Genomic DNA, 24,741 nt, shown 5'->3' on the forward strand with positions numbered 1-24,741 from the left:
CAGCAAGCAAAGGATGAAGCAGTGTGCTTCATCCTTTGCTATTTACAAGCATAATCACATGATTATGAACTATTTACCTTTTCTATAGATCCTGCGGTATCTTTTTATTCTTGAAATAATACTCTTTATCACGCTCATCTACTTCCCGTAATATCTTGCACGGATTACCAACCGCCACAACGCAAGACGGCAAATCCTTTGTCACTATGCTTCCGGCACCGATCACAACGTTATCACCAATCGTAATACCAGGGAGTATAATCACCCCTGCACCAATCCAGCAGTTTTTTCCGATGCGAACAGGCGCATTATACTGATACCCTTTCTTCCGCAACTCCGGAAGAATCGGATGTCCTGCGGTAGCAACGGTGACATTCGGGCCGAACATTGTGTAATCCCCCACATAAATGTGCGTATCATCTACACAAGTCAAGTTAAAGTTCGCATAAATGTTTTTCCCGAAATGCACATGGCCTCCGCCAAAATTAGAATGAAAAGGCGGTTCAACGTAACAGCCTTCACCGATTTCCGCAAACATCTCTTTCATTAGAGTCTGCCTCTTTTTGAATTCGGTTGGCCGGGTCTGATTGAACTCATAAAGACGGTCAAGGCATTTTGTCTGCCATTCCATAATCTCGTGATCACCGGGAAGATACAATTCTCCCGTGTGCATTCTTTCTTTCATCGCACTCATTTGCATCCTCCTTTATAAACCCATCAATATCTTTCGCAACCTTTCACTACCTCCATAGGGAAAGCAATAGGACCCGAATAAAACCACTATCTTCGAACTCCCTATATTTTCGGAAAGGATCACAGTGCGCTTTTCCGTTTCACCTTCATATCTGAACTTCTGCTATTCCGTAATTTCTATAGCATTGCCGTTAGCATCGTATATGCTGCTTTCGTAACATCCGTCTCCGGTGGTCCTCGGATAACTTTTGACTACGTAGCCGTCTTTTTCGAGCCTGGCGGTCAATCTATCGACCTCATCTTTTGAACCAACCTGAAAAGCAATATGCGCATATCCGAGTTGCGGGTCACCATTCGGCTCCGAAATAACCGGTATATTCATGAGCTCCAGTCTTGTCGAGTCATCAAAAGACAGGAAGTAAGATGAAAAACCAGTATTCGGATTTACATAAAGCTCGTTTCGCCTTCCTTGAAAATAGGTCTCAAAGAAGCGAGCGCTTTCTTCCAAGTCTTTTACATAGATCGCTACATGTCCTATATTCATTTCGTCATACCTTCCTAGACAGAAACAATTTCATTCTATACAATTAGATTGTTAAATCCGTTTAATAGCTATCATTATTATGTTTGATTCAATAACAATCCTGCGAGGTTGCCAATTATGTTGTCTTTAGAGATGAGAGACGATCGCTCCGAAAAGGTGCGTTATGACTATACGGACTATCCCATTTACATTCGGAGAGCTTTGCTTTCCTCTTATCCCGGCTATGCCGCACCCACCCATTGGCATGATGATATTGAATTTATTGCCGTCTTATCTGGAGAAATGCAATACAATGTCAACGGTGAAATCGTTACTCTGGCTGAGAACGAAGGAATATTCGTAAATGCAAGACAAATGCATTTCGGCTTCTCACCAGGGAAAAAAGAGTGCGATTTTATTTGCATTCTTATTCATCCACTTATATTATGTGCAACTTATGCCTATGAACGCGATTTTGTACTACCAGTCATAAATAACAAGAATGCCTCTTATATTAAATTAAACTCTGACACTCCGTGGCATAGAACAATATTTAAAAACATTAGAATGATGTATTCTACAAGGAATGAAAAATCTGCTGTATTAAAAATACAGAATCTATTTTTAAATACATGGATACAACTTTACGAAAATATCCCCTCTGAAAGTCAACACAAAAATCAAAATGCCGATCTCTCCATTCTAAGAAATATGATAGGCTTTATACAACAAAATTACACAAACAAAATTACCCTTGCCGATATAGCCGCTTCAGGAGCAGTAGGACAGAGTAAATGTTGTAAACTGTTCGCAAAATACATCAAGCAAACACCCAATATATATTTAACACGATATCGACTCGATAAAAGTACAGTTCTTCTTAGCAATACAGATAGAACTGTAACGGAGATCGCTACAGCCGTCGGGTTTAACGGGAGCAGCTATTATGCAGAGGCATTTCGCAAATGGTACGGGAAAAGTCCCACCGAGTACAGAGCCACCTCAAACATACAACGACCGCGTTCGAGGTAGTTCAGGGCTATCGCCTTACCTATACGGGACTAACCCAACAGAAAGTCCATGCGCCGCTACCCGCATCGAATGAAAGAAACAATAAACCTCGTGAATCGTAACCCTAGTAAATGAAGCAACCCTCAACGCAACTTTCGGCGGGCACACATCATCATTCCCATCGGCAGCGATCGCGTGGCCGAATCCCGAACCCTTGATTCAATGCATGGTTACGATTCTGATGCCTTCCCTTTGGCGGTTCCCTGTATCTCCATTCGGCTGATATACGCCGTACGATAGGCTTCATTGCACGCTATCCGTAAGCCCTGTGCATAAACACAAATTATTCCCCAATGGCTTTCTTGAGCACAGCCTGTAGTTCGGGATCGACCGCGAACAAATACAGTCCGTGCACGCCACGCTTAAGCAACACATTAAGCTCATTGCGCAGATTCTTTTGAGAATAATCCTCTTTCTCACGCAGGTTGGTTGCGTTGGCGTTGCAACTCTTGGACTTGTCGAAGACGATCTGACCGTCCCGGTATGCGACAGACGGACCGATAATCACGCCAACATAGTTCAAATCAAAACCCTGTATGGAAAATGTGGAGCCGACTTCATTAATAGTATGCGAAGCTTCAGCCCATACTTGATCGGATGAAAGGCTCTTTTCCTTTCCTTGCGGCTTGATTTGATAGTTCCATGGATGGCAGAAGTAATTAGGGTCATCATCCGAGGTCTTTTCATTGTATCCGCGATTGGCCTTTAACCCAGGACCCATGTGCCATTGCCCTTCGGCATCGCAAAACATCTCGACATTCCACAGACCATCCGGACTGTCCGGATTCTCACGAACGCCGGTGTAAGACCAATCATACGTAGCGACCACCCTAGATAGACCATGCCCATCAACTCCACCCGCCTTAAGCTTGGCTTTCTCCTTGATTGCCTTGAATAACTCAACCGGGGAATCGAATACCTTGACTATATAGGGCTCGCGAATGTACTTGCCGGTTTTCGGATCCTTCTCACCGAGGTCTTTCTTCCACTTACCTATACGAACCCCGCCTGCGAAATCGTCTACCCATTGGATGGTCGATTCATCCGCCGCAATCCGAAACTGTTGACTTAGCCGAATATGGCTAAGCAAATACTCCCCTCCCCACCTATCAAGTCGTTCGAAAGGCTCCATCTCAGCATCACGTGACGACCAGGTCTTATCCAACTCGTGATGGGGGAACAAGGCCTGTAGATCTTCATCCTTCCACTGCTGCGCATTCTGCAGAATCTGATTGGGATCAAATACCGCAACTACGACCCTTGACCTGCGCAGCAAATCATGGAGCATGTTCCTTCCGGAATAACCCTGATTTCCTTGAGTCAGCAGAAGATGGGCCTCGTCAACAAGAACAATGTCCGCCTTGCCCTGCGGTCTGTCCGGAATGCCACGACCGTTCGGCTTCTTTACACTGAATTTGTTGATGAACTGGCTTGGCTTGAGCACCACTTCATCCGACTTCTTTTGCAATCCAAGTTTGGTTGCGATTTGGTTATAGACATGCACCTGCTGCTCATGGTTGACGAGAATATACGCCTTTCTTCGATCGACTACATTGAACGAAGAACCACGGTTCTCCATGAGCAGATCTTCATCGTCCTCATCATCAAGATGCCCATTGACGCCGAGCTCCGTCGATATGCGGTAGAACAGGTGGCTCAGTAACACTGTCTTGCCGGTACCTGCCGCACCCTGCACAAAAATCAAACGAGATGGAGAGGAGTCGGGGAAATCTGAAAGCACATCGGCAATCGCATTCATGATCGCAGTTTCCGCATTCATCTGGTCATCACTGAGCTGATGGAATGGCGAAGCTTTGAATAATGCGGAATCACGAATAATCTGTTCCGACGGGAATAACGTGGAATCCTGTTGATGCAGACCCAACCAGATATCGGAGAAAATCCGATCAAACTCATCTTGCGTATAGTAGTCGCCTTGGGCATTCGTTCTGCGATTGTTGAGATTTTTCACCGCGTCCGAGCCAAGCAGATAATGCATCAGCTTATTCTCTATATCCAATGTCAGAGACTTGTTGAAATGCTCATTCCCAATAACATATTGCCACACGGATCTTGGATCCTGTTCCAGTTTCTTCTGGAATTCCTTCCAATCATCGCGCGAATTTGGATCTGAACGCAGGTGTTGAAAAGTACGGTTTTTTATATTATTCGTTTCTCCAACGTAGACCGTGTACTCGGGAACATTCCTATACTGGCTCTGCTTCTCCGAATGGACGACGTATACCGTAGGATAGTTGAAAATGTAGCGCAAAGCACTTTTCTCCACAACTGACGCATATGCCCCATCAGTGGGATTGACCACGCTTTCCCACGCCGTCTCCTCATTACCGATATCGGCATATGGCAAATGAACGATAATCGGTTCCGGAAGTCTATCTGCTGTCATACAGCCATTATCGCCCTCTTTCTTGTCTTCCACGGTATTGCACCCATTAAACTCGAAATCATGATTTCCAATTCAACCATCAATCTAATCCGTGATTTCGTCTCCGCCCGTGACTGGGATCAGTTCCATACGCCGGGCAATCTCGCCAAATCAGTCAGCATTGAAGCGGCCGAGCTTCTGGAGTGCTTTCAGTGGAGCGATGAGCCACGCAATGACGATTTGGAACATGTTCATGAGGAGATCGCTGATGTGCTCATCTACAGCATCATGTTGTCCAACAAACTTGGGTTCGACCTTGATGAAATCATACTTGACAAACTCAGCAAAAACGCTCGGAAATACCCAGTCGAAATCTCACGAGGCAACAGCAAAAAAGCCAGTTGACGACTGTAATACTCCATACAGCATGCGTATGTTTGGCACTATCTTTTTCCCTTCTAGGAGGGGGCAGGCGAATGGCTACTCTCCCGTCTGGAAATTCCCATTGCCATGAAGGACCAGTTTGGTCTTGCTCGTCACGTTTCCATCAGCCGTTTCCCGTCCGCCTGAAGCGACCGTCATAAAGCTGCCGAATGAAAATATCAAAACGAACACGTTCCGGGATTTTATGCGCATCAACCGCAATATATGGTTGCCCATCAAACACGAAGCTGAACGCGTCGACTTCCTTGCCTACGGAAGGCAGGCAAAAAACACGAATACCGTGCGACTCAGCCAAGCTAACCATGTTGGGAAGAGGGTTCTCCCCATAACTCCAATCGCCGCGCAACGCCAAAGCCGAAGCTTCAGGAGGCATCTGCGCCATTTGCTCCATTGGGAGATCGCTGTTCGGAAGACGGAAATGGCTTTCAATCCAATGAAATAGCAGTGAGGCGCTCCTCCCATGCCCTATGGCGGATTTGCGTTGCCGTGCGGTTGATTTACGCAACGAGCGGAACCAAACCTGCTGTTTCGCGTATGCAACGAATACGAGTGGAATCAAGTAGAAAACAAGACCCATCATCTTGCGGAAATGGCGACAGCCACATCTCCGCTCTCGTTACGCTCATCATTATTTTCAGCCTCCGCGGAAAGCTGATTGAAATCAAGCGTCATCTGATCGGTCTGAGCATTGTGTCTTTGCTATTCAAGAGCAGTCACTGGTCCAAGGCGTCTAAGTCCAACCTCCTTTGACGAGAACCCCGTTGCGCTGTTGCCCGAGGTAAACGCCAAGATGAGACCATCATTACGGTACGCTCACGGAGACATACGATTATCAACATCCCTGTTGGCCTTCCGCTGTTTGGTATGGGTGAGACCTAGATAACTTTCTCTTTAGCTCTCCGTCTTCACTTTCCATATTCTCGACCATGTATCTGAAATCTCTATTCTTCTACTCTTTCTGAATACATAGAAGGCATTGGCGAAATACAAAACCGCGTATGCCAGCAAAATAACAGCGTCAGAAAAACTGGTGCTTTGCGACAGAATGGCGTCTCCACTCTGCGCTTCCGCACCAAGGAAATAGATGGTGTCTGTGATTGCATGCAGGAACATGGTGATCCAGATATCGCCTGTTCTCAGGTAGATAGCGGCGAACAAGAAGCCTACACCCGTCGCATAAATGACTTGGAACAATGTGGCGACGGGATTCGCTCCGGATAAAATATTAAAACCATGCCACAGTCCAAAAAGAAGACTGGTAAATACAACAACCGGTATAACCAGTCGTTCGCGTTCCTTGCTTCTCATGACAAGGGAAATCGGAATGACTCGGAGCATGATCTCTTCGCAGATTCCGGGCTGCATTCCCATCAGTAGTGCCACGCCGGGATTTCCATAGCTTTCATGTTCCAGTATCTCTGAAATCAAATTGAATGCACCTATTGCCAGCACACTCCACCCGAGAAGAACAAACTCGCCAAATCTTCTTGCATTGAAGAAACCCCGCAAATCTTTTCTGAATATGAGCCAATACAACAACAGAATGACTATGTGGGACACCATCGTAATCACTGTGGAAATTAGTCCCATATTTCCCATATATGCGCGATCCACTGAGCCATAAACAACCATGGCTGCGACTCCACCAGCGATAGCTTCAATGAACGTTTCGACTATTCCCGCCAATGCCATGGCAGCAGCCGCTACAACCAACGCATGCGCAACAGGATGCGTTTCAGACCAATTGCATTGCATTTCTCTTCTCACAGGTCACATCTCGCCTAAATTATTCTTCTGACCGCACTCATTTCGGCATTATTTTTGCCTAAAGTCATGTTGGCAATTCCATTTTCTTCTGCCACATCACTTAACTCCCGAAGTACTTTTTTGCATTTACACTGCTTCTATTCGATATCACATGAAATGTATGAACTGCACGCGTGCGAATATCTTATACCCCCTAATATTATCTTTGAAGCTGATCTTTGCACCGTTCAACACGCAAGGAAGTCTTGAAATCCTGATATGTTCCAAGACCTCCCTGATTCAGATTCGTGTATGAACGACAGTCGATCGGTCAACGGCCGCCCTCACCTGTAGCATGACTTCAGATGGCCGGCTACGCTGGATGCTGTAGGATAAATAAGGGGTTCCTGGGGGAATTTTGCCGGAAGCAACGTACGAGGAGCTTCCTGCCACGAAAAGAAGAAATGAGAGCGAAGCATGACACTTGAAACTGACAGACTCATTCTACGCCGATGGGAAGAAAGCGATGCGGAGGACCTATATACATACGCCAGCGATCCCGATGTGGGACCGATCGCCGGATGGCCCGCACATCAGTGTCTAGACGAGAGCCGGGACGTGATCAGGAATGTTCTTAACGGCAAAGAGGCTTATGCCGTCTGTCTGAAAGAAGACGGCAAAGCCATCGGCGCAATCGAGCTGAAGCTGAATGGCCATACCGATATGACCGACCAGGATGATGAATGCGAGATGGGCTACTGGCTTGGGAAACCCTTCTGGGGACGGGGCATCATGCCGGAAGCCGTGAAGGAAATGCTCCGCCATGCCTTCGAGGACTGCGGCATGCGCAAAGTGTGGATCAGCTACTACGAAGGCAACATCAAATCCAAGCGCGTCCAGGAAAAATGCGGATTCAAGTACCAGTGGAAAACGCAGGATGTGGATGTTCCGCTGATGCACGAAAAAAGGACAGGCAATGTGAGCCTGATGACGAGGGAAGATTGGCTTTCAGGAAAGTAAATCGGTATGGTGCCCTCGAACGCATCCGAGGGCACCATACGTTTCTGATTACCGGACTCCTATGCCTCTTCGCGGGCGTCTTCGACAAGCTGGCGAATCAGGTTCTCGTCACGTTGGCGAATGACCGCCTGCCCGGTCTCGCCGGTCCACTCGTAGAAGCCCCGACCGGTTTTGGCCCCCAGATCGCCAGCCTGCACCTTGGCTTCCAGCAACGGGCTCGGCTCGGTGCCGTTGTCCATGTCTTTGAGCAGATAGGTGCTGACGTTGTAGAACGTATCCAATCCGCCCAGGTCGGCGCTGGCGACCGGTCCGACCAGATTCCAGCGGCGGCCGAGACTGTATTTCACCACGGTATCGATGGTTTCCGCGTCGGCGATGCCTTCGTTCATATACGGACATCATCGTCCGCCAACGTCTTGTAGCCTAAGCCGCGAATCTGAACGTTTCATAAGAGCCCGCCTTCGTAAAGGAAGAACGTCTTCGGCATCCCATCCGCATCCACGTGGCGTTCAGCCCGTCTGAGAGCGATCTGCAGGCACGAAATCACGTATCGATTCGTTCCATTCGCGTCAAGGCCTTGTTCCGGTACACTAAATCCTCGCGAACCGTGAAGCCAAGCCTCTCCCGGAAGGCATTTGCGAATGGTTCGTATGGCCCGCGAATCATCAGGTCTTCGTACGGGTCCGGATGAGTATGCTGAAGTCAAGTCCGCCAGAGATACCGCGAGAGAGGCATTATGGGAACGGTTGCAAGACAAGTGGTGTTTGGTGTGTGCATGGTGTTGGCTTTCGCATGCGTCTGCTATGCATGGGCTGTATTCAAAACGCATTCCGGCACCAACTTCTGGATGGTCTGGGTCGTGTTCGCGGTGTTGTTCGAAGCGCTCGGGGGCGGTTTCCTGTTCCACTGGTGGGACGCGATGCCCCGTCTGATCCGTGACATTCTCGTGGCACTCATCTGCATCGCGGTGGTGGCGTTCGGAACGGTCGAAGGCTGCATAGTCAGCAAAATGGGTGCGCAGGGCAAACCCGGTCTGGATTATGTGATCGTACTCGGTGCGCAAGTGCATAGAGCCAGGCCGAGCCGCGTACTGAAATTCCGACTTGACAAGGCAATCGAATATCTGAACGACAATCCGAAGACCATCTGCATTGTTTCCGGCGGGCAGGGATCGAACGAGCCGTTCCCGGAAGCCCAGGGCATGGCCGACTATCTCAAGACGAACGGCATTGCCGAATCCCGTATCGTGGAGGAATCCAAGTCGAAGACCACCGAAGAGAACATCATCAACAGCAAAAAGCTGATTGCCGACGAAAACGCTTCAGTGGGCATCATCACCAACGACTTCCACGTATTCCGGGCACTGCAGATTGCACGGAAGAACGGTCTTGACGATGCGCAAGGCATTGCCGCCGGTTCTCCGCCGGACATGCTCGTCAACAACATGGTCCGCGAGTTCTTCGCTGAAATCAAATTCCTGCTGTAGCACGCTGAATTAAGGCCTTGCTCAGAGGCGGGTCAGCCGGATGCCGGAAAAAGCGTGACGGCGCGTCATCAGTAGTCGATGCCGTTCACCATGGCCTGTTCCAGCCAATGTTCCGCCACGATCGGAATGCCGTAATCGCGGGCCTTGCGCGCTTTGGTCGATTCGGAATAGGGGTCGGCGGCGACCACGAGCCTCACCTGTTTGGTGACGGATGGCCTGACTTCAAGCCCCATGCTCTCCAGCTCGGTCTCCCAGTCGGATCGCCGCTGACGCATCGATCCGGTGAGCACGATTTTGTCGCCTACGTGCAGACGAAAATCCTTCGGCAACGGTGGATTGAAACCGGTCGCATCGTCGGCACCGATTGCCGATGCGCCGCCGATCATGCATTGCAGATTGTTTTCGACGTGACTGCGGCGGGGCAGCCATTCCCGTCGTTCGAAGGACGTGAGTTCCGGCCAGTGCTCCCCTGCCTCTTCGGCGGCATCCAGTCGGCGTCGCCAGCCACTCCATTCCGGATCGGCGTCCATAAGTCTGCCAAGCAACAACGCCGTGGCGTGCGCGTCACTCAAGGCACTGTGCGCGTCCTCGTTGTCGATGCCGAATTCACGGCAACAATCGGCAAGACTGCCGACACCGATCAAGGATCGCGACAGTTTCATGGTGCACAGCATGGTATGCGAGTTCACAGGAATATCGGTACCCAACCGCCGATATTCCGACAATAGGAATTTCGAGTCGAACGCCACATTATGTGCCACGAATACACGCCCCGCAAGCAGGTCACGTAGTTCGCGCGCGATGCCTTCGAATTCCGGCGCATGAATGAGTTCGACGGCGCTGATGTGGTGAATCCACTGCGCGCCAATGTCACGGTGCACGCGAATCAGCGTCTCATGCTCGTCTTCAAGCATGCCGTCCGGTGCCACGTGCACCAGGCCTATTTCTATGGCTCTATCGCCGCGTGCCGGATTCAGTCCGGTGGTTTCGAAGTCAACGACCGCATATCCTTTGGAATTCACGTACGTAAGTATAGGAAAAAGGCTGGAACCCATTCGGATTCCAGCCTTTCATAATGCTTGATTCAGTGAGTCAGACTCACTCGGCATCCTTGTCGGCGGCGAGTTCGTCGGCCACGGCGGCGGCAGCGGAAGCGGCCTCGACGCTTTCGGCCTCTTCGTCCTCAGCTGCTTCGCCGAGGAAGGCGCTCAGGTCGAGGGTTTCACCGTCGGACTTGAAGGTCACGGCGCGCATGCCGGCAAGCAGGCCCTTGGAACGGCCGACTTCCTGCACGGCGGAGCCGAGCTGGCCATTACGCATGATGGCCTGGATGAAAGCGTTCGGATCCATACCGTACTGCTGGGCGATGGAGGCGAGGAAGTTGAACACGTCGGCCTGGGAGACCTTGACGTCCATCTTCTCAGCGAGCACGTCGAGCACCATCTGGTCGCGCAGTTCCTTCTCGACGGTCTCTTCGGCTTCGGCCTTCTGCTCCTTGGTGGCCTTGTCCGGGTCGGCGGTCACGTTCTTGAGCTGCTGCTCGACCATTTCGGCCTTGACGCCCTTCGGCACCGGAATCTCCAGGCCCTCTTCGAGCTTGGCGATGAAGGCATCGCGGGCGGCGGTGGCCTGACGGCCTTCGGCATCCTGGGAGGCGGCCTTCTTGAGGTCTTCCTTCAGCTCGTCAAGGGTGTCGAACTCGGAGGCTTCGGATGCGAAGTCGTCGTCGAGTTCCGGGAGCTCCTCGGTCTTGACGGAGTTGACCTTGACCTTGATCTGAGCCTTTTCGCCTTCGTGCTCGCCTGCTTCGAGGGTGCCTTCGAAGGTGGTCTCCTCGCCGGCGGACAGGCCTTCGAGAGCCTCGTCCAGACCGTCGAGCATGGTGCCGGAGCCGAGCTCGTAGCTCACGCCCTCCTGGGAATCGACGGATTCGCCGTCGATTTCGGCGTTCAGGTCGATGTTGGCATAGTCACCCTTGGCGGCCGGGCGGTCCACACCCACGAGGGTGCCGAAGCGCTGACGCAGGGCTTCCAGACGGTTGTTGATGTCTTCATCGGTGATTTCGGCCTTCTCGACCTCGATCTCCATGCCGTCCACTTCCGGCAGCTCGATGTCCGGGCGACGCTCGACGGTGGCCACGAACTTCAGCTTGGTCTCATCCTTGGCGGATTCCGGAACTTCCTGAACGTCGATCTCCGGCTGGGCCATCGGGTGGATCTTCTTGGTTTCGAGAGCCTTGGAATACAGCTCCGGCACGCCATTGTTCACGGCTTCGCCAGCGACGGCACCAAAGCCGATGCGCTGATCGATGATCTTGCCGGGCACGTGACCCTTACGGAAGCCAGGCACGTTGACCTGCTTGGCGATTTCCTTGCGAGCCTCGTCGAGATACGGGTTGAACTCCTCCGGATCGACGGTGACGGTGAGCTTCACCTTGGTCGGCTCAAGATTCCTGACGCTGATTTTCACGCTTGCGCTCCTGAAAAATACGGTTCTTCAACAGTTCTGCCGTTAGGCAACCTCTACATGATAGCGCGACTTACGGACTCTGCGATAAGCGACACCTGCCAATCGCGCGCGCCCTGCTCCTTAAGGAATCCGGCAACGTCGCGCTTTTGTGGTTCGTCCGTCCAGCATAGATTGCGCAAGTACTGCGGTTTGATGATAATCTCCGCAGGCGTACGCGTATCGACCGCGATCTGCTGCACCACTTTGCGTGCCTTCTCCAGCGTGCGCAATCGCTCCGGATAACGATCTTTCCAATACCGTATCGATCGCGGTGCGTGCGTCTGCGATTCGTCGTTGTTCGGTTGCGAGCTCGGCATGGTCGGCCATTCGCTTCTCGGCATGTCGAGCGCCTGCTGGATGACCGACTTCCAAAGACTCGGCTTCACCTTACGCTGGATGGGGGCATACCGTTCGAACATCTTCTCCTGCGCGGCGTCGGACTGAATGCGCACACGTTCGTTGATGGAACGGATGGCACGGAACTGCGCCGCATTATGAGGCTTACGTTTCGCCGCCTCAATGATTGAGAAATCGGACAGCAACAGAGCCGGAGCGATATCGAAACGCCGGGCCAATTCGTCGCGTTTCTCCCATAGGGCCTTCGCCACGGCAAGCGCCTGCCGGTCCTTGGCGATTTCCGTGATGCGGGAGATGCGCAGCCACGGTACCGGATGTTCCTTGCGCGGCCCCATCCCCTCGTGCAGCGCGTATGCGAACTCCTCTTCGGCCCAATCCCTTTTGCCCTGCCTCTTCAATTCTGTTCGCATGCGCTGTTCGAGCTCGATCAGCAATTCCACATCCAAGGCGGCGTAATTGCGCCAGTCGCGTGGCAACGGCCGGTACGACCAGTCGGCTGCGGAATGTTCCTTCGCCAATGTCAATCCCAGAAAATGTTCGGTAACTGCCGCCAAGCCAAAACGGTGCATGCCAAGCAGACGCGCCGCGATCTCCGTGTCGAACAGATGATGCGGCTCCATGCCGAGGTCCGCGAATCCTGGAAGGTCCTGCAGGGAATCATGCAGAATCCACGTGGCGTCGCCTACGGCGCGATTGAAATCGTTCCAGTCGGCCCCCGCTTGCGCCAATGCCTGCGGATCGAGCAGGCCGATGCCTGCACCGGTACGCTTGAACTGCACCAACCAATCCTCATGCCCGTAACGGTATCCGGAGGCACGTTCCGCGTCGGCGGCCAAAGAGCCTGTTCCGGCCGCCAGAAGATCGCAGTAATCGCGGAAGGCCGGCAACGTATCAATCACATCGGGTACGCCCTCACGCGGCTCGGACTGCAGCCTCGGCTCGTCAATCAACGGGAACACCTTCCTCGGATTACGTCATGGTTCGGAGGAACCAGGCCCACGATTCAACCTGAGCGCCGGCATCAAGACCCCCATCGGCATAGTCTAATGGAGTCCAAGACACACGAAGTTCGCAGCCCATGGACGGCACACCGCTCATCGATCCGAAGGTGGTGTTCCTGGTAACCGTGACGGTACCGGAAACATTCTCCGCACTGGCTTCGTCCAGATGTTCGAGCATGGAATCCCAATACATCGACGGCGTGAGGCAATCCTCCTGCTCATTAGGCAATGGCAAAGACGCAAACGCGACGCAACGCCAATGGGAATGCCAATCGTCAAGGCAATCGTGCGAATACAGCACCATGATCCAGCCGTCCGCTGTCGCGCAACGGTTCCCGGTCATGGCGCAATCATTGCGGAAATAGGATTTTTCGTCGCGATACGAGCTGCTCTCCAATGCCACGCCGACGCCAAAATCGGCCATGGCGCAAGGTATCGGAATCTCACGATAGGCCACGCCGTTCACTCGCCGCATATTGCGCACGGAAAGAACGGCATTCCACACGACATCGGGCACGCCGAGAGGTCTGTTCATCGGCATGTCGGCGGCATGGTTTTCCCTGTTGTCGGCACGCGCTGCAGTGGGCGTGCCCAAAGGGAAAGCATAAATGTCCGCCATGATTCAAGGCTAAGGCAGACATCATGCGATTCATGGTATTTCGGGGTATTTCACTTCGCGTCGAATGTGAAGATTTGCAATCCCCACCGTTCCGAGTCGGTTTCGCCGACGACTTCCGCCGGCGAAACCCCGGGCAAGACCTTAATATACGACGAATCCATGGGAGCGGAACTGGTCCATGACACGCTGCTTCATGGCCGCCGACGGACCCTTCTGATCTTCCAACGGGTACGGGATGCGCAGCTCATGCCACTTCGGGCGGCCGAGCTGGTGGAATGGAAGCACATCGATATGCTCCACCGCATCGCCGAACGTTTCGCAGATCTTCGCCACGTTCTCGACGTTCTCCTCCGCGGAGGTGAGATCCGGCACAAGCACGAACCGTATCCAGATCTTCTTGCCCGCCTTGGCGAGGCGCTGTCCGAAATCGATGGTGGGCTGCAGCACTCCCCCGGTCACGATACGGTAGGTTTCCTCATCACCGGACTTCACGTCAAGCAGACACAGGTCGATATCATCGATCATTTCGTCCGTATAGTTTCTGTTGAGGAAGCCGGAAGTGTCGAGGCAGGTGTGCACGCCCATCTCCTTGGACGCTCGGAACACGCGGGACACGAATGCCGGTTGCATCATCGACTCGCCTCCCGAGAAGGTGATGCCGCCACCGGTGGCCTTGAACAGGTCGGCATAGCGGTCGATCTTTTTGATCATCGCTTCCAGGTAGACGGGCTTGCCGTCGCGCATCTTCCAGGTGTCGGGATTCTGGCAGTACTGGCAACGTAGCGGACAGCCACTCATGAACACCGTCATGCGTGTACCTGGCCCGTCGACGGACGTGTTGATATCCCAGGAATGCACGAAACCGATGTCACCGCTTTTCAGCGCATTGATGCGGTCCCGTCGATCCATGCCGATCGGCGATTCGAAGCCGGACAGGCCTCCCATCAGCGTCTGGCTGGCGTAGGCTTTCGAGCCTTTGAGCATGTGCCTGGTGGTGGTGCGGAACTGTGCGATCTCAGACATCGATGTCCCTTTCATTTATTCCGAAGTCCCCCTATCCGGGAAACAAAATGCAAGGGGCGAAGCCTTTCAAGCACCGCCCCTTGCCGTATTACCGCTTCACGCGGCGCTCATCCGTCCTAGTCGACGACGGCGCCCTGGTGGAACGTACGGGAGATCACGTCGAGCTGCTGCTCCTTGGTGAGCTTGACGAAGTTCACCGCGTAGCCGGAGACACGCACGGTCAGGTGCGGGTACTTCTCCGGGTGCTCGACGGCATCCTCGAGCTGCTCCTTGCGCAGCACGTTGATGTTGGCGTGGTACAGGCCGTGGCCGTTGCCGGCGTCAAGGATGCCTACGAGGTTGCCGATACGTTCGTCCTCGTCGCGGCCCAGACCATCAGGGGTGATGGTGTTGGTCAGCGAGATGCCGTCAAGAGCGTCGTTGTAGTCGATCTTGCCGACGGAGAACATGGACGGCAGCATGCCGTGGGAATCCATGCCGTTCTCCGGGTTGGCGCCCGGAGCGTACGGGGTGCCCTTCTTGTGACCGGACGGGAAGGCGCCGGTGGCCTTGCCGTACTCCACGTTGGAGGTGATGGTCAGGATGGACTGGGTCGGGACGGCACCACGGTACACCGGCAGGCGCTTGACCTGGCCCATGACGGTGGAGACGACCCACTTGGCGATGTCGTCGGCGCGGTCATCGTCGTTGCCGTACAGCGGGAACTCGCCTTCGGTACGGTACCCGACGATCAGATCGTCATCGGCGCCTTCGACGTATTCGTCCTCGTGACCCGGGGTGGTCTTGGCATCCTTGTTGTAGATCGGGTAGACCTTGGCATACTTGCAGGCGGACAGGGAGTCGGCTGCAATCGACAGGCCGGACATGCCGCAACCCAGGGTGCGGTACACCTCCTTGTCGTGCAGAGCCATCTCGATGGACTCGTATGCATACTTATCGTGCATGTAATGGATGATGTTCAGAGCCATCACATAGGTCTCGGACAGCCATTCCAGAGCCTTCTCGTAGTTGGCCTTGACCTTCTCGTAGTCCAGGGTGCCATCGGCTTCCGGAGCGATCGGTTCGATCACGCCCTTGTCGATGACCTGCATGCCGGTCATCTCGTCGCGGCCGCCGTTGATGGCGTACAGCAGTGCCTTGGCGGAGTTCACGCGAGCCGCGAAGAACTGCATCTGCTTGCCTACGCGCATCGGGGAGACGCAGCATGCGATTGCGGCGTCATCGCCCCAGTGGCCGCGGATTTCCTTATCGGACTCGTACTGGATTGCCGAGGTGTCGATGGAGATCTTGGCACAGAAGCGCTTGTAGGCTTCCGGCAGCTTCGGATCCCAGAAGATGGTGATGTTCGGCTCCGGGCCAGGTCCAAGGTGCTCAAGGGTCAGGGTGTTGAGCAGACGGAACGAGGTCTTGGTGACCAGGGTGCGGCCGTCGTCGCCGAAGCCCGCATCGGACCAGGTCGCCCAGTACGGATCGCCGGAGAAGATCGCATCATAGTCCTGGGTACGCAGGAAGCGCACGATACGCAGCTTCATGACCAGGTTGTCGATGATCTCCTGAGCGTCGACCTCGGTAATCTTGCCGGCCTTCAGATCGCGCTCGAAGTATACATCGAAGAAGGTGGATACGCGGCCGAACGACATTGCGGCGCCGTCCTGGCTCTTGACGGAGGCGAGGTAACCCATGTAGGTCCACTGCACGGCCTCCTGGGCGGTCTGTGCCGGGCGGCTCAGGTCGAGGCCATACTCCTTGCCGAGGTTGATCAGCTGCTTCAGGGCCTTGATCTGTTCGTCGTGCTCTTCACGGAAGCGAATCCAGTGCTCGATCTCCGGCTCGGTGAAGTCGTTGCGATACGGCACGGAATCCTTGTCGCGCTGCTTGAACTTGATCAGGGTGTTCACGCCATACAGGGCCACGCGGCGGTAATCGCCGATGATACGGCCACGGCCGTAGGCATCCGGTAGACCGGTGAGGATCTTGTTGTGACGAGCGACCTTGATCTGCTTGGTGTACACGCCGAAGACACCGTCATTATGAGTCTTGCGGTACTTGGTGAAGATCTTCTTGATCTCCGGATCCGGCTCCTTGCCGGCCTCACGAATGGCCTGCTCGACCATGCGCCAGCCGCCGTTCGGCATCATGGCGCGCTTGCACGGCACATCGGTCTGCACGCCGACAACCACATTGTCGACCTCCGGGGAGTCGATGTATCCGGCCGGGAAAGAATCAATGCCTGCCGGGGTATGGGTATCCACGTCATAGACACGCTGCTTGCGCTCTACGGCCAGATAGTTATCGTCAAGATACTTCCACAGATGCTTGGTCTTGTCGGTGGCGTCGGCCAGGAAGGACTCGTCACCCTCATACGGCGTGTAGTTCTTCTGGATGAAGTCACGAACATCGATGTCCTTCTGCCAGTTGCCCTCGGTGAAGCCGTCCCAGGCCTTGGCCTCAAGCTCCTCCTGGGAGACCGCCGTTGCATCAACTGCTGCCATTTCCACTCCTTCTGGGTGTAGGGTTGGCGACGCATCGTTACGTCGTCGCTAATTCAAAATTCTATCGGTCCTCACCTGAGAACTGGCTGATATTCAAGCCGAATAAAAGTGATTTATTTCACATATCCAAGGTGTTGCTCAATGCCAAGTGTTTCCAATGCCTCCCGCAAGTCGGACGGATGAAATCCACTCCATCCGCGCTCCAGAGGACCCGTTGCATGTTCCATGAACATCGCTTACTTGGAAAATCACAGATTGCGGGCCAGCAGACGGGCCACGTTTTCGGCGGTACGGGCCAGGTTGTCCGCCGCATGGTCGACGGCGTCGCGCATGGTGGAGACGCCTGGCATGATGCCGAAAATCGCGTCGATGCCCAGGTCATACAACTGATCGATACCCTCCCCGATGCTGCCGGCCAGCGCCACCACCGTGCAATCCGGCGACGCCTGCTTGACCGCGCGGGCCACACCCATCGGCGTTTTGCCGTATTGCGTCTGAAAGTCGATGCCTCCTTCGCCGGTGAAGCAATAGTCCGCCCCTGCGGCCAGCCCCGCCAATCCGGTCGCCTCGATCACCAGGTCAACGCCAGATCTCATGCTTGCTTCGGTGAAGGCCAGGAATCCCGCGCCAAGGCCACCGGCCGCACCCGCACCCGGCACGGTCTCCACCTCGCGACCCAGCTGCTTGCGGATCACCGCAGCATAATGGGCCAGCGCGTCGTCCAACCGCTCGACCATGTCGGGAGTCGCACCTTTCTGAGGGCCGAACACGGCCGATGCACCGCGCACGCCGGTCAACGGATTGGTCACGTCCGAAGCCAGACGGATGCGCACGTCGGCAAGCCTTGGATCAAGACCGGAGACATCCACTTCAGAGAGTTCGGCCAGCGCCGCACCGCCAAACGGCAATGGCGCGCCGTTGTCGTCCAGCAGCCGTACGCCCAGTGCCTGTGCCATGCCCGCCCCACCATCGTTCGTAGCCGAACCTCCCAGTCCCACGATGATGTCGCTTACGCCCTGCTCCAGCGCATCCTTGATCAGTTCACCAGTGCCGTAGGTGGTGGCGATCAACGGATTGCGCGTGGTCTCGTCGATGTATTGGATGCCGCTTGCCGCGGCCATTTCGATGACCGCAGTGCGGCCGTCACCGAGAATGCCGTATTCCGCATTCGTCGGATGACCGAGAGGATCGGTGACCAATACGCGCATGATGCGCCCGCCGGTGGCATCCACCAGCGATTGAACGGTGCCTTCGCCGCCATCCGCCATGGGGATGCTGACGCATTCGGCTTCGGGCAGCACCCTGAGAATGCCGGATTCGATGGATTGCGCCGCTTCTCGCGCGGTAAGGGAGCCCTTGAATGAGTCCGGGGCGATGACGATTTTCATGGGAATCCTTTCGGGGAGGAATATGAATGATTAGGTTATCGGACAAGCGTTAGAACACGATGTTCAGTACCACGGCCACAACCGTCATGGTCAGGCCGACCAAGGCTTCGAAGGGCAGCACGCCCAGTCTTTCGCCGATGGACATGTTCATTGATTTGGCGGAGACGTGGAAGTAGTTGCCGTGCGGCAACGCGTCAATCACCGTGGCACCGGCCTGCATGGTGACCGCGGCGGCCACCGGCGTAGTGCCGAAGGCGAGAATCGTCTCGCCGAAGGAGCTCGCGCCGAGAATCACACCGGTAGAGGTGGATGCGGTGGCGGCGGCCATCAGGATGCCGGCGATCGGTGCGAGCAGCGCGCCGGGCACACCGGCGGCGGTAATCAGGCGCACGATCTGGTCGGGAAGGTCGGAGCTGGTGATAAGACCACCGAGAGCGCCAGCGCCGATCAGAATCATGACCACATCGATCATGCGTGCAATGCCGGCTTTGGTGTAATCGAGGATGCGCCGCCCCTGCCCCATGGCCAGCAGCCCCACGATGGCCGCAAACGGGAGAATGTACATCGCGTCGACCTGGAACATGGTGAGCGCCTTGATGCCCAGCACCGAACCCAGCGGATTGATGAGCAGTAGCACGACGGCGATTGCGGGCGCGACCATGGCCCTGCCGATGGAGGGCAATTCGCGAGAGGCCTTGCCACCGCTCTTCGCGCTTGCGTTCTCACCGCCGTTCAGATCGTCCATGGTAACGACCTGGCCACGATGCTGTACCAGCGTGGCCAGCAACACCGCCATGCCCAAGCCGAACAACGCCGGAATGAAGCTGGAGACCATCACTGCGGAAGGCTGGATGTCGAAGCCGGAAGCCGCAGCGATGGTGTTAGGATTCGGGGAGATGATGTTGCCGGCCTTGCCGCCACCGGAGAGCGCCACAAGCAGCGCCAATTTGGACACGTGCATCTTCGAGCCGACTTCAATGGCGATGGGCGCGACGATCAGCACCGCCACGGGAATGAACACACCCACGGCACAGATGACCATCGTGGCGAGCGCCAACGCGAAAATCGCAAGTTTCTCACCGAAGGTGACCACGATGGTTTGGGCGATGCGATTGGCCGCACCGGATTCCATCATCACCCCGGCCAACACGCCCGCGGCAAGTACACGCACCACCGTGCCCATCACGCTTTGTGTTCCAGAGACTACGATGTCAACGGTCTGCGACAGTGTGGCACCGCCGATGACACATCCGACCACGGCACCGAGCATCAGCGCGTAGGTGGTGTTGAGCTTACGCAGAATCAGACCGATGGCGAGCGCCAAACCAAGCAGCGCCGCCCACCAATGCAATGAAATGTCCACTTTGACACCTTTCGTAACGATGGATACGAAATCTTTTCGCTGCATTCATTATCCGTCGGGCACCCATGCAAAACCATGTGCCTTGCCCCAGGAACATTCCCCCTGTTCTACCGAAAGAAATGGTACGTGTACTATTTTTGTATGGAAATCGATCCGAATATCGCCACCGACATCGTGACGCATCTCAAGGATGCGCTGCGCCACGAAATCAACTTCTTCAATACCAGCGGCATCATCATCGCCAGCACCGACCCCACACGCATCGGTTCCGGGCATGACGGTGCGCGACTGGCCATCGCCAGCAAGCAAACCGTGTGCGTGGATGACGAGCATCGATTCGCCGGCGCCCGGAACGGCATCAACGTGCCGGTGCAGTTCGACGGCGAGCCGGTAGCGGTGATCGGCATTACCGGCGAGCGCGATGAGGTTGAACCTTTCGGCACCGTATTGCAGAAAATGACCGAGATACTGATCCGCGAGCATCTCGACCAGCTGGCCCGATTCAATCGACGGACCATGCGTGATTCGCTGATCACGGCATTGGCCTACGGCAGCGGGAATGTTGCGGACAACGAACGTCTCGCGGCCATGTTGGGCATCGATCTTGATCTGCCGTGCATGATCGCATCGATACGCGGCGTTGACCCTCACGACCTGCTGACGTATCAGGAACGAATCGTCTCCGCATTGGATCGGCAGGTCGAGGGCCGTCCTGACGTATTGGCCACGCTGACCCCACAGGAATGTCTGCTAGTTATCGTCGGTTCCGATGACGAGACCGCCGAATCCACCATCCGAGCCGCGGAATCGCTGATTTCGTCGTTCACCGGGCATGCCACGCATTGTGGTGTCGGCGGCAGGGCATCCACCATGCATGATTGTCGGCGTAGCTACGATCAGGCCGTGGCCGCGCTGCGCTGGGGCATCACGGCCCATGCTTCGCCACGGCCGGCATCCGATGAACGTGATAATGCCTCGCCCCGTACACGGATCGCATCAACGGAGCTTCAACATTGCGATGACGAAAACACGAGTCTCTCGACTTTCACCCGATACGAGGACCTCGACTTGGGGCTCATAGTTCCCGTAATTCCTCCGGAACAGGCGCAGGCGCTAACGCGATTGGTGTTCGGTGGGCTGGACGATGGCGTGATCGACGCATACGAGATTACGTTCGATGCCTACACACGGCATAACGGCAGCATTAGCGCCGCCGCCAAGGAGCTGTTCCTCCACAAAAACACGATGCAGAACCATCTGAACCGCATCGCCGCCATCACCGGTTACAATCCGCGCAATCTCAACGATCACACCATTCTGGCGCTGGCATTTCTTCTGCGTAGGCACAACAGCCGTTGTCTACGCTGAACGGGGCAGGACTGGACGAATCGGATCAGACCGAATCGGGCCGGTCGTCAGTGGAATCCTTCGAATCCTCCGACCAGCGCTTCCATTCGCGGTCCTGTTCTTCCCATTTGAGATTGCGCTCCTGCACGATCTTCCATGCGTCAAGCGCGTCCTCACGGGTTTTGTACGGGCCCATGCGATGGCTGGCCGGAGAGACCATGCCCAGCTCAGGCTGCTCGGTCACCGTGTTAAAGTACCACTGCTTTTCCATATCCATACTCCTTGACTCGCTTTGCCGTCTACTCACGGAAGGCGTTGGTGATTGGCAACCGGCGATCGCGTCCGAATGCGAGTGCGGTGACCTTCGGCCCCAACGGATACTGGCGGCGCTTCCATTCGGCACGGTCCACCAAGCGCATCACCGTGTCGATGGTGGCTTCGTCGAAGCCATCGGCCAGCAGGTCGGCGCGACCGTGCGCATGCTCGATGTACATGGCGAGCACCTGATCGAGCAACGCATATTCAGGAAGCGAATCGGAATCCTTCTGACCTGGGCGCAGTTCGGCGCTCGGCGCCTTCTCGATCGAATTGACGGGAATCATCACGCCGTCGGGCAACGGAACGCCAGCCGAACCGGATTCATTACCGACGACATGCAGCCCGCCGATACCCATGCCTGCGGCGGCCGCCTTGTTACGCCAACGGGAAATCTCCCAGACGCGCGTCTTGAGCAGATCCTTGATCGGAGCATAGCCGCCGACCGCATCACCGTAGATCGTGGAATAGCCGCAGGCGAGTTCAGATTTGTTCCCGGTGGCCACCGCAAGCAGACCCTTGGAATTCGAATAGGCCATCACGATCACGCCACGGATGCGGGCCTGCAGGTTTTCAGCCGCCACGCCTTCCAGATCAAGCTGCTTCTGATAGGCCACGAACAGCGGTTCGATGGGCTGGATGTCGTAATGCGCGCCGATGTTGTTCGCCAGATCGGCCGCATCGTCCTTGGAACCATCGGATGAGTACATGCTCGGCATGGAAATGCCGTACACGTTGTTGCCACCGACCGCGTCGGCCGCCATGGCCGCCACCAGCGCGGAGTCGATGCCGCCGGACAGACCGAGGCACACACCCTTGAAATGGTTCTTGGCCATGTAGTCCTTCAATCCCAATACGCACGCAGTGTACACCTCTTCGTCGGGATCGGGTTTGTCCGCGATGACGCCAACGCTCTGGCGTTCGGCGGTGGTATCGAGGTCGAAGAGCGCCAGGTCCTCCATGAACATAGGCGAGCGCTGTAGCAACGTGCCGTCGGCATCGACGGTGAAGCTGCCGCCATCGAACACGAGATCGTCCTGTCCTCCGACCTGGTTGAGGTAGATCATCGGCGCGTTTACCTCGGCCGCACGCCGCACCGCCAAGTCGAAGCGAGTGTCGGTTTTGCCCTCCTCATACGGCGAACCGTTCATGGTCAGCAACAGGTCGATGTCCTGTTTGGCGAGTTCTGCGACCGGGCCGCCGTCCTGCCAGATATCCTCGCAGATGGCCACGCCGATACGCGCACCGTCCACGTCGAGCACCATGGACTTGTTGCCCGGGCTGAAGATGCGGAATTCGTCGAATACACCGTAGTTGGGCAGGAAGTGTTTGTCATAGCCGGCCCAGACCACGCCATCGTGCAGCACGACGAGTCGGTTGCGTGGTTTGGAGTTCTCACGGTCGGTGCCCACGGTGCCGACCACCACGAACAGGTCATCGAGCCCATCTGCGGCGAGTTCGGTGGCAAGCCAGTTGGCTTTGTCCCATGCGGCCTTGCGGAAGGTGCCGCGGAGGGCCAGATCCTCGATCGGATAGCCGGTCAGGGTCATTTCCGGGAACACGACCACCTTGGCGTGCTGTGCTGCGGCCAGATGCGCGTAGTGCATGACCTTGTCGGCGTTGGCGTCAAGGTCTCCTACGCAGGTGTCGATTTGAGCGAGGGCGAAACGAATGTCAGTCATACTTGCCTAGTCTATTGCGCTGTGCGTATCGTCCACGCGAACGGCGCGCATATGGCATGAAAAACCACACGCGCGCCGTTCGTCCGCACCATTTCGCCCAGCTCGTCATCATGCGAGCTCGTTCAACACGGTAAGCGCCGCGTTGGCATAGAATTCCACACCGGCCTGCAACGACTCGTCGAGACCCACGAAGTTCGGACTGTGCCAATCCGGGCATCCCGCTTCGCCGTTGGATCCGATGAAGGCGAATACCGGCAGCGTGACCTTGCCGTATTCGCAGAAATCCTCCCCCGCCATCGAAGGACGGATCGGCTCGAGTTGAGCGTATTCGCGCACATCGTCCGCAACGGCCTTGGACAGTCCTTCGTCGGAAACAAGAGGATCCTGGAAATCATCCCAATCGATGTCGGCGGTGATACCGTACCCTGCCGCGATGGCGTTGACCTGTTCCGCGAAACGACGGCCGACCATCTCGCCATCGGACTTGTGGAAGTATCGTACGGTACCTTGGAAGCTGGCCTTATCGGGCACCACGTTCCACACATGGCCGCCGTGCAGTTCGGTGATCGACAGTACGAGCGGGTGGAATGGCGAGACGTTGCGGCTCACGATGGTCTGCAATGCCAGAATCATCGTGGCGAGCGCCTCGATCGGGCCGGTGCCCTTGTGCGGGTAGCCGGCGTGTGTTCCGGTGGCGTGCAGGGTCACGTGGAATTTCACGCAGCCCGCCATCATCGGTTCGGGGCCGATGGCCACCTGTCCCGGCGCATAGTTCGGATTGTTATGCGCGCCGATGGCCGCCGAGACATCGCTCAGCAGTCCGGCGTCAATCATGGCACGGGCACCGGTTCCCGTCTCTTCGGAAGGCTGGAACAGCAGTTTGACGGAACCCTTGATCTGCTTGCGATGCTTGGCGAGCCAGAATGCGGCGCCAAGAAGATACGACATATGCAGGTCGTGCCCGCATCCATGCATCACGCCGTCGTTCACGGATGCGAACGGTAGGCCGGTATCCTCCTGAATCGGCAGACCGTCGATATCGGCGCGCAGGGCGATGCGCGGACCGGGTTCGACGCCGCGTATCAGGGCGACGACGCCTGATTCCAGAGGATTGTTCAGGATTTCGATGTCATGTGCCCGGAGCAGCTTCTCAATGTAGGCACTGGTCTCATACTCCTTGAAACTGCGCTCGGGGTGGGCGTGCAGATGGTGTCGGATTGCTATCAGTTCCGGCGTGATTTCGATGTGTTCGGTCATTTTCCCGCGAACTCCTTGTC

Annotated in this window: 21 protein-coding genes and 1 pseudogene; 5 read left to right on the forward strand and 17 right to left on the reverse strand. The window is 55.5% G+C overall.

Annotation, left to right across the window (positions count from 1 at the left end; all coding sequences use genetic code 11):
• Positions 1-82 precede the first annotated feature (82 nt).
• On the reverse strand, positions 83-694 hold the full coding sequence (locus tag BBDE_RS06615; protein ID WP_033488912.1) for a sugar O-acetyltransferase: 612 nt from the start codon (positions 692-694) through the stop codon (positions 83-85).
• 162 nt (positions 695-856) lie between these two features.
• Positions 857-1,237: a VOC family protein gene (locus BBDE_RS06620; RefSeq protein WP_003839749.1), complete on the reverse strand. Its 381-nt coding sequence runs from the start codon at positions 1,235-1,237 to the stop codon at positions 857-859.
• A 117-nt stretch (positions 1,238-1,354) separates the two neighbouring features.
• On the opposite strand from BBDE_RS06620, the gene BBDE_RS11130 reads away from it, so the two are divergent.
• Positions 1,355-2,248: an AraC family transcriptional regulator gene (locus BBDE_RS11130; RefSeq protein WP_074696071.1), complete on the forward strand. Its 894-nt coding sequence runs from the start codon at positions 1,355-1,357 to the stop codon at positions 2,246-2,248.
• Positions 2,249-2,570: 322 nt separating this feature from the next.
• On the opposite strand, the gene BBDE_RS06625 is transcribed toward BBDE_RS11130, so the two are convergent.
• Complete coding sequence (locus BBDE_RS06625; RefSeq protein WP_033488910.1) at positions 2,571-4,727, reverse strand: DUF2075 domain-containing protein; 2,157 nt, start codon at positions 4,725-4,727, stop codon at positions 2,571-2,573.
• A gap of 27 nt (positions 4,728-4,754) precedes the next feature.
• Between BBDE_RS06625 and BBDE_RS06630 the strand changes: the two genes are divergently transcribed.
• Positions 4,755-5,078 carry a nucleotide pyrophosphohydrolase gene (locus BBDE_RS06630; protein ID WP_003843634.1) on the forward strand — a complete coding sequence of 108 codons (324 nt, stop codon included), beginning with the start codon at positions 4,755-4,757 and terminating at the stop codon, positions 5,076-5,078.
• Between the two features lie 142 nt (positions 5,079-5,220).
• Here the strand turns inward: BBDE_RS06630 and BBDE_RS11590 are convergent, their stop codons facing one another.
• Both BBDE_RS11590 and BBDE_RS06640 read right to left on the reverse strand, forming a co-directional pair.
• Positions 5,221-5,499 carry a M78 family metallopeptidase domain-containing protein gene (locus BBDE_RS11590; RefSeq protein ID WP_012902249.1) on the reverse strand — a complete coding sequence of 93 codons (279 nt, stop codon included), beginning with the start codon at positions 5,497-5,499 and terminating at the stop codon, positions 5,221-5,223.
• A gap of 509 nt (positions 5,500-6,008) precedes the next feature.
• The gene (locus BBDE_RS06640; protein WP_228369679.1) at positions 6,009-6,884 is read right to left on the reverse strand and encodes a CPBP family intramembrane glutamic endopeptidase; all 876 of its coding nucleotides are present in this window, start codon (positions 6,882-6,884) and stop codon (positions 6,009-6,011) included.
• A 456-nt stretch (positions 6,885-7,340) separates the two neighbouring features.
• On the opposite strand from BBDE_RS06640, the gene BBDE_RS06645 reads away from it, so the two are divergent.
• Positions 7,341-7,883, forward strand: coding sequence for a GNAT family N-acetyltransferase (locus tag BBDE_RS06645; RefSeq protein ID WP_003839731.1), 543 nt, complete (start codon positions 7,341-7,343; stop codon positions 7,881-7,883).
• 59 nt (positions 7,884-7,942) lie between these two features.
• Here BBDE_RS06645 and BBDE_RS06650 read toward each other — a convergent pair.
• Positions 7,943-8,272 (reverse strand): annotated as a pseudogene (locus tag BBDE_RS06650) (3-hydroxyacyl-CoA dehydrogenase family protein); the annotation flags it as partial.
• Between the two features lie 347 nt (positions 8,273-8,619).
• Between BBDE_RS06650 and BBDE_RS06655 the strand changes: the two are divergent.
• On the forward strand, positions 8,620-9,369 hold the full coding sequence (locus BBDE_RS06655) for a YdcF family protein (protein ID WP_033488908.1): 750 nt from the start codon (positions 8,620-8,622) through the stop codon (positions 9,367-9,369).
• 68 nt (positions 9,370-9,437) lie between these two features.
• Here the strand turns inward: BBDE_RS06655 and BBDE_RS06660 are convergent, their stop codons facing one another.
• The 8 genes from BBDE_RS06660 to BBDE_RS06695 form a co-directional block, all read right to left on the reverse strand.
• Entirely contained in the window at positions 9,438-10,424 is a 987-nt protein-coding gene (locus BBDE_RS06660) for an exonuclease (RefSeq protein ID WP_003839720.1), read from the reverse strand.
• 43 nt (positions 10,425-10,467) lie between these two features.
• Positions 10,468-11,838 (reverse strand): trigger factor, encoded by a 1,371-nt coding sequence (tig, locus tag BBDE_RS06665; RefSeq protein ID WP_003839718.1) that lies wholly within the window; start codon positions 11,836-11,838, stop codon positions 10,468-10,470.
• Between the two features lie 53 nt (positions 11,839-11,891).
• Positions 11,892-13,184, reverse strand: a complete 1,293-nt coding sequence (locus tag BBDE_RS06670; protein ID WP_204311270.1) for an HRDC domain-containing protein — start codon at positions 13,182-13,184, stop codon at positions 11,892-11,894.
• A gap of 19 nt (positions 13,185-13,203) precedes the next feature.
• Positions 13,204-13,854: a DUF3000 family protein gene (locus BBDE_RS06675; protein ID WP_003839715.1), complete on the reverse strand. Its 651-nt coding sequence runs from the start codon at positions 13,852-13,854 to the stop codon at positions 13,204-13,206.
• A 141-nt stretch (positions 13,855-13,995) separates the two neighbouring features.
• The gene (pflA, locus tag BBDE_RS06680) at positions 13,996-14,877 is read right to left on the reverse strand and encodes a pyruvate formate-lyase-activating protein (protein WP_003844037.1); all 882 of its coding nucleotides are present in this window, start codon (positions 14,875-14,877) and stop codon (positions 13,996-13,998) included.
• Between the two features lie 116 nt (positions 14,878-14,993).
• Positions 14,994-17,369 (reverse strand): formate C-acetyltransferase, encoded by a 2,376-nt coding sequence (gene pflB, locus BBDE_RS06685; protein ID WP_003839712.1) that lies wholly within the window; start codon positions 17,367-17,369, stop codon positions 14,994-14,996.
• Between the two features lie 248 nt (positions 17,370-17,617).
• Positions 17,618-18,757, reverse strand: a complete 1,140-nt coding sequence (locus tag BBDE_RS06690; RefSeq protein ID WP_003839710.1) for a glycerate kinase — start codon at positions 18,755-18,757, stop codon at positions 17,618-17,620.
• A 49-nt stretch (positions 18,758-18,806) separates the two neighbouring features.
• Positions 18,807-20,165, reverse strand: a complete 1,359-nt coding sequence (locus BBDE_RS06695) for a GntP family permease (RefSeq protein ID WP_003839708.1) — start codon at positions 20,163-20,165, stop codon at positions 18,807-18,809.
• A gap of 30 nt (positions 20,166-20,195) precedes the next feature.
• On the opposite strand from BBDE_RS06695, the gene BBDE_RS06700 reads away from it, so the two are divergent.
• Positions 20,196-21,488 (forward strand): CdaR family transcriptional regulator, encoded by a 1,293-nt coding sequence (locus tag BBDE_RS06700; RefSeq protein ID WP_003839706.1) that lies wholly within the window; start codon positions 20,196-20,198, stop codon positions 21,486-21,488.
• 25 nt (positions 21,489-21,513) lie between these two features.
• On the opposite strand, the gene BBDE_RS06705 is transcribed toward BBDE_RS06700, so the two are convergent.
• The 3 genes from BBDE_RS06705 to BBDE_RS06715 form a co-directional block, all read right to left on the reverse strand.
• A complete protein-coding gene (locus BBDE_RS06705) occupies positions 21,514-21,744 on the reverse strand; it encodes a hypothetical protein (protein ID WP_003839705.1) in 231 nt (76 codons plus the stop codon).
• A 22-nt stretch (positions 21,745-21,766) separates the two neighbouring features.
• Positions 21,767-23,464: an NAD+ synthase gene (locus BBDE_RS06710; protein ID WP_012902257.1), complete on the reverse strand. Its 1,698-nt coding sequence runs from the start codon at positions 23,462-23,464 to the stop codon at positions 21,767-21,769.
• A gap of 108 nt (positions 23,465-23,572) precedes the next feature.
• The gene (locus tag BBDE_RS06715) at positions 23,573-24,721 is read right to left on the reverse strand and encodes a M20 metallopeptidase family protein (protein ID WP_003839699.1); all 1,149 of its coding nucleotides are present in this window, start codon (positions 24,719-24,721) and stop codon (positions 23,573-23,575) included.
• Positions 24,722-24,741: the final 20 nt, after the last annotated feature.

The organism is Bifidobacterium dentium JCM 1195 = DSM 20436, from assembly GCF_001042595.1.
Classification (GTDB): domain Bacteria; phylum Actinomycetota; class Actinomycetes; order Actinomycetales; family Bifidobacteriaceae; genus Bifidobacterium; species Bifidobacterium dentium.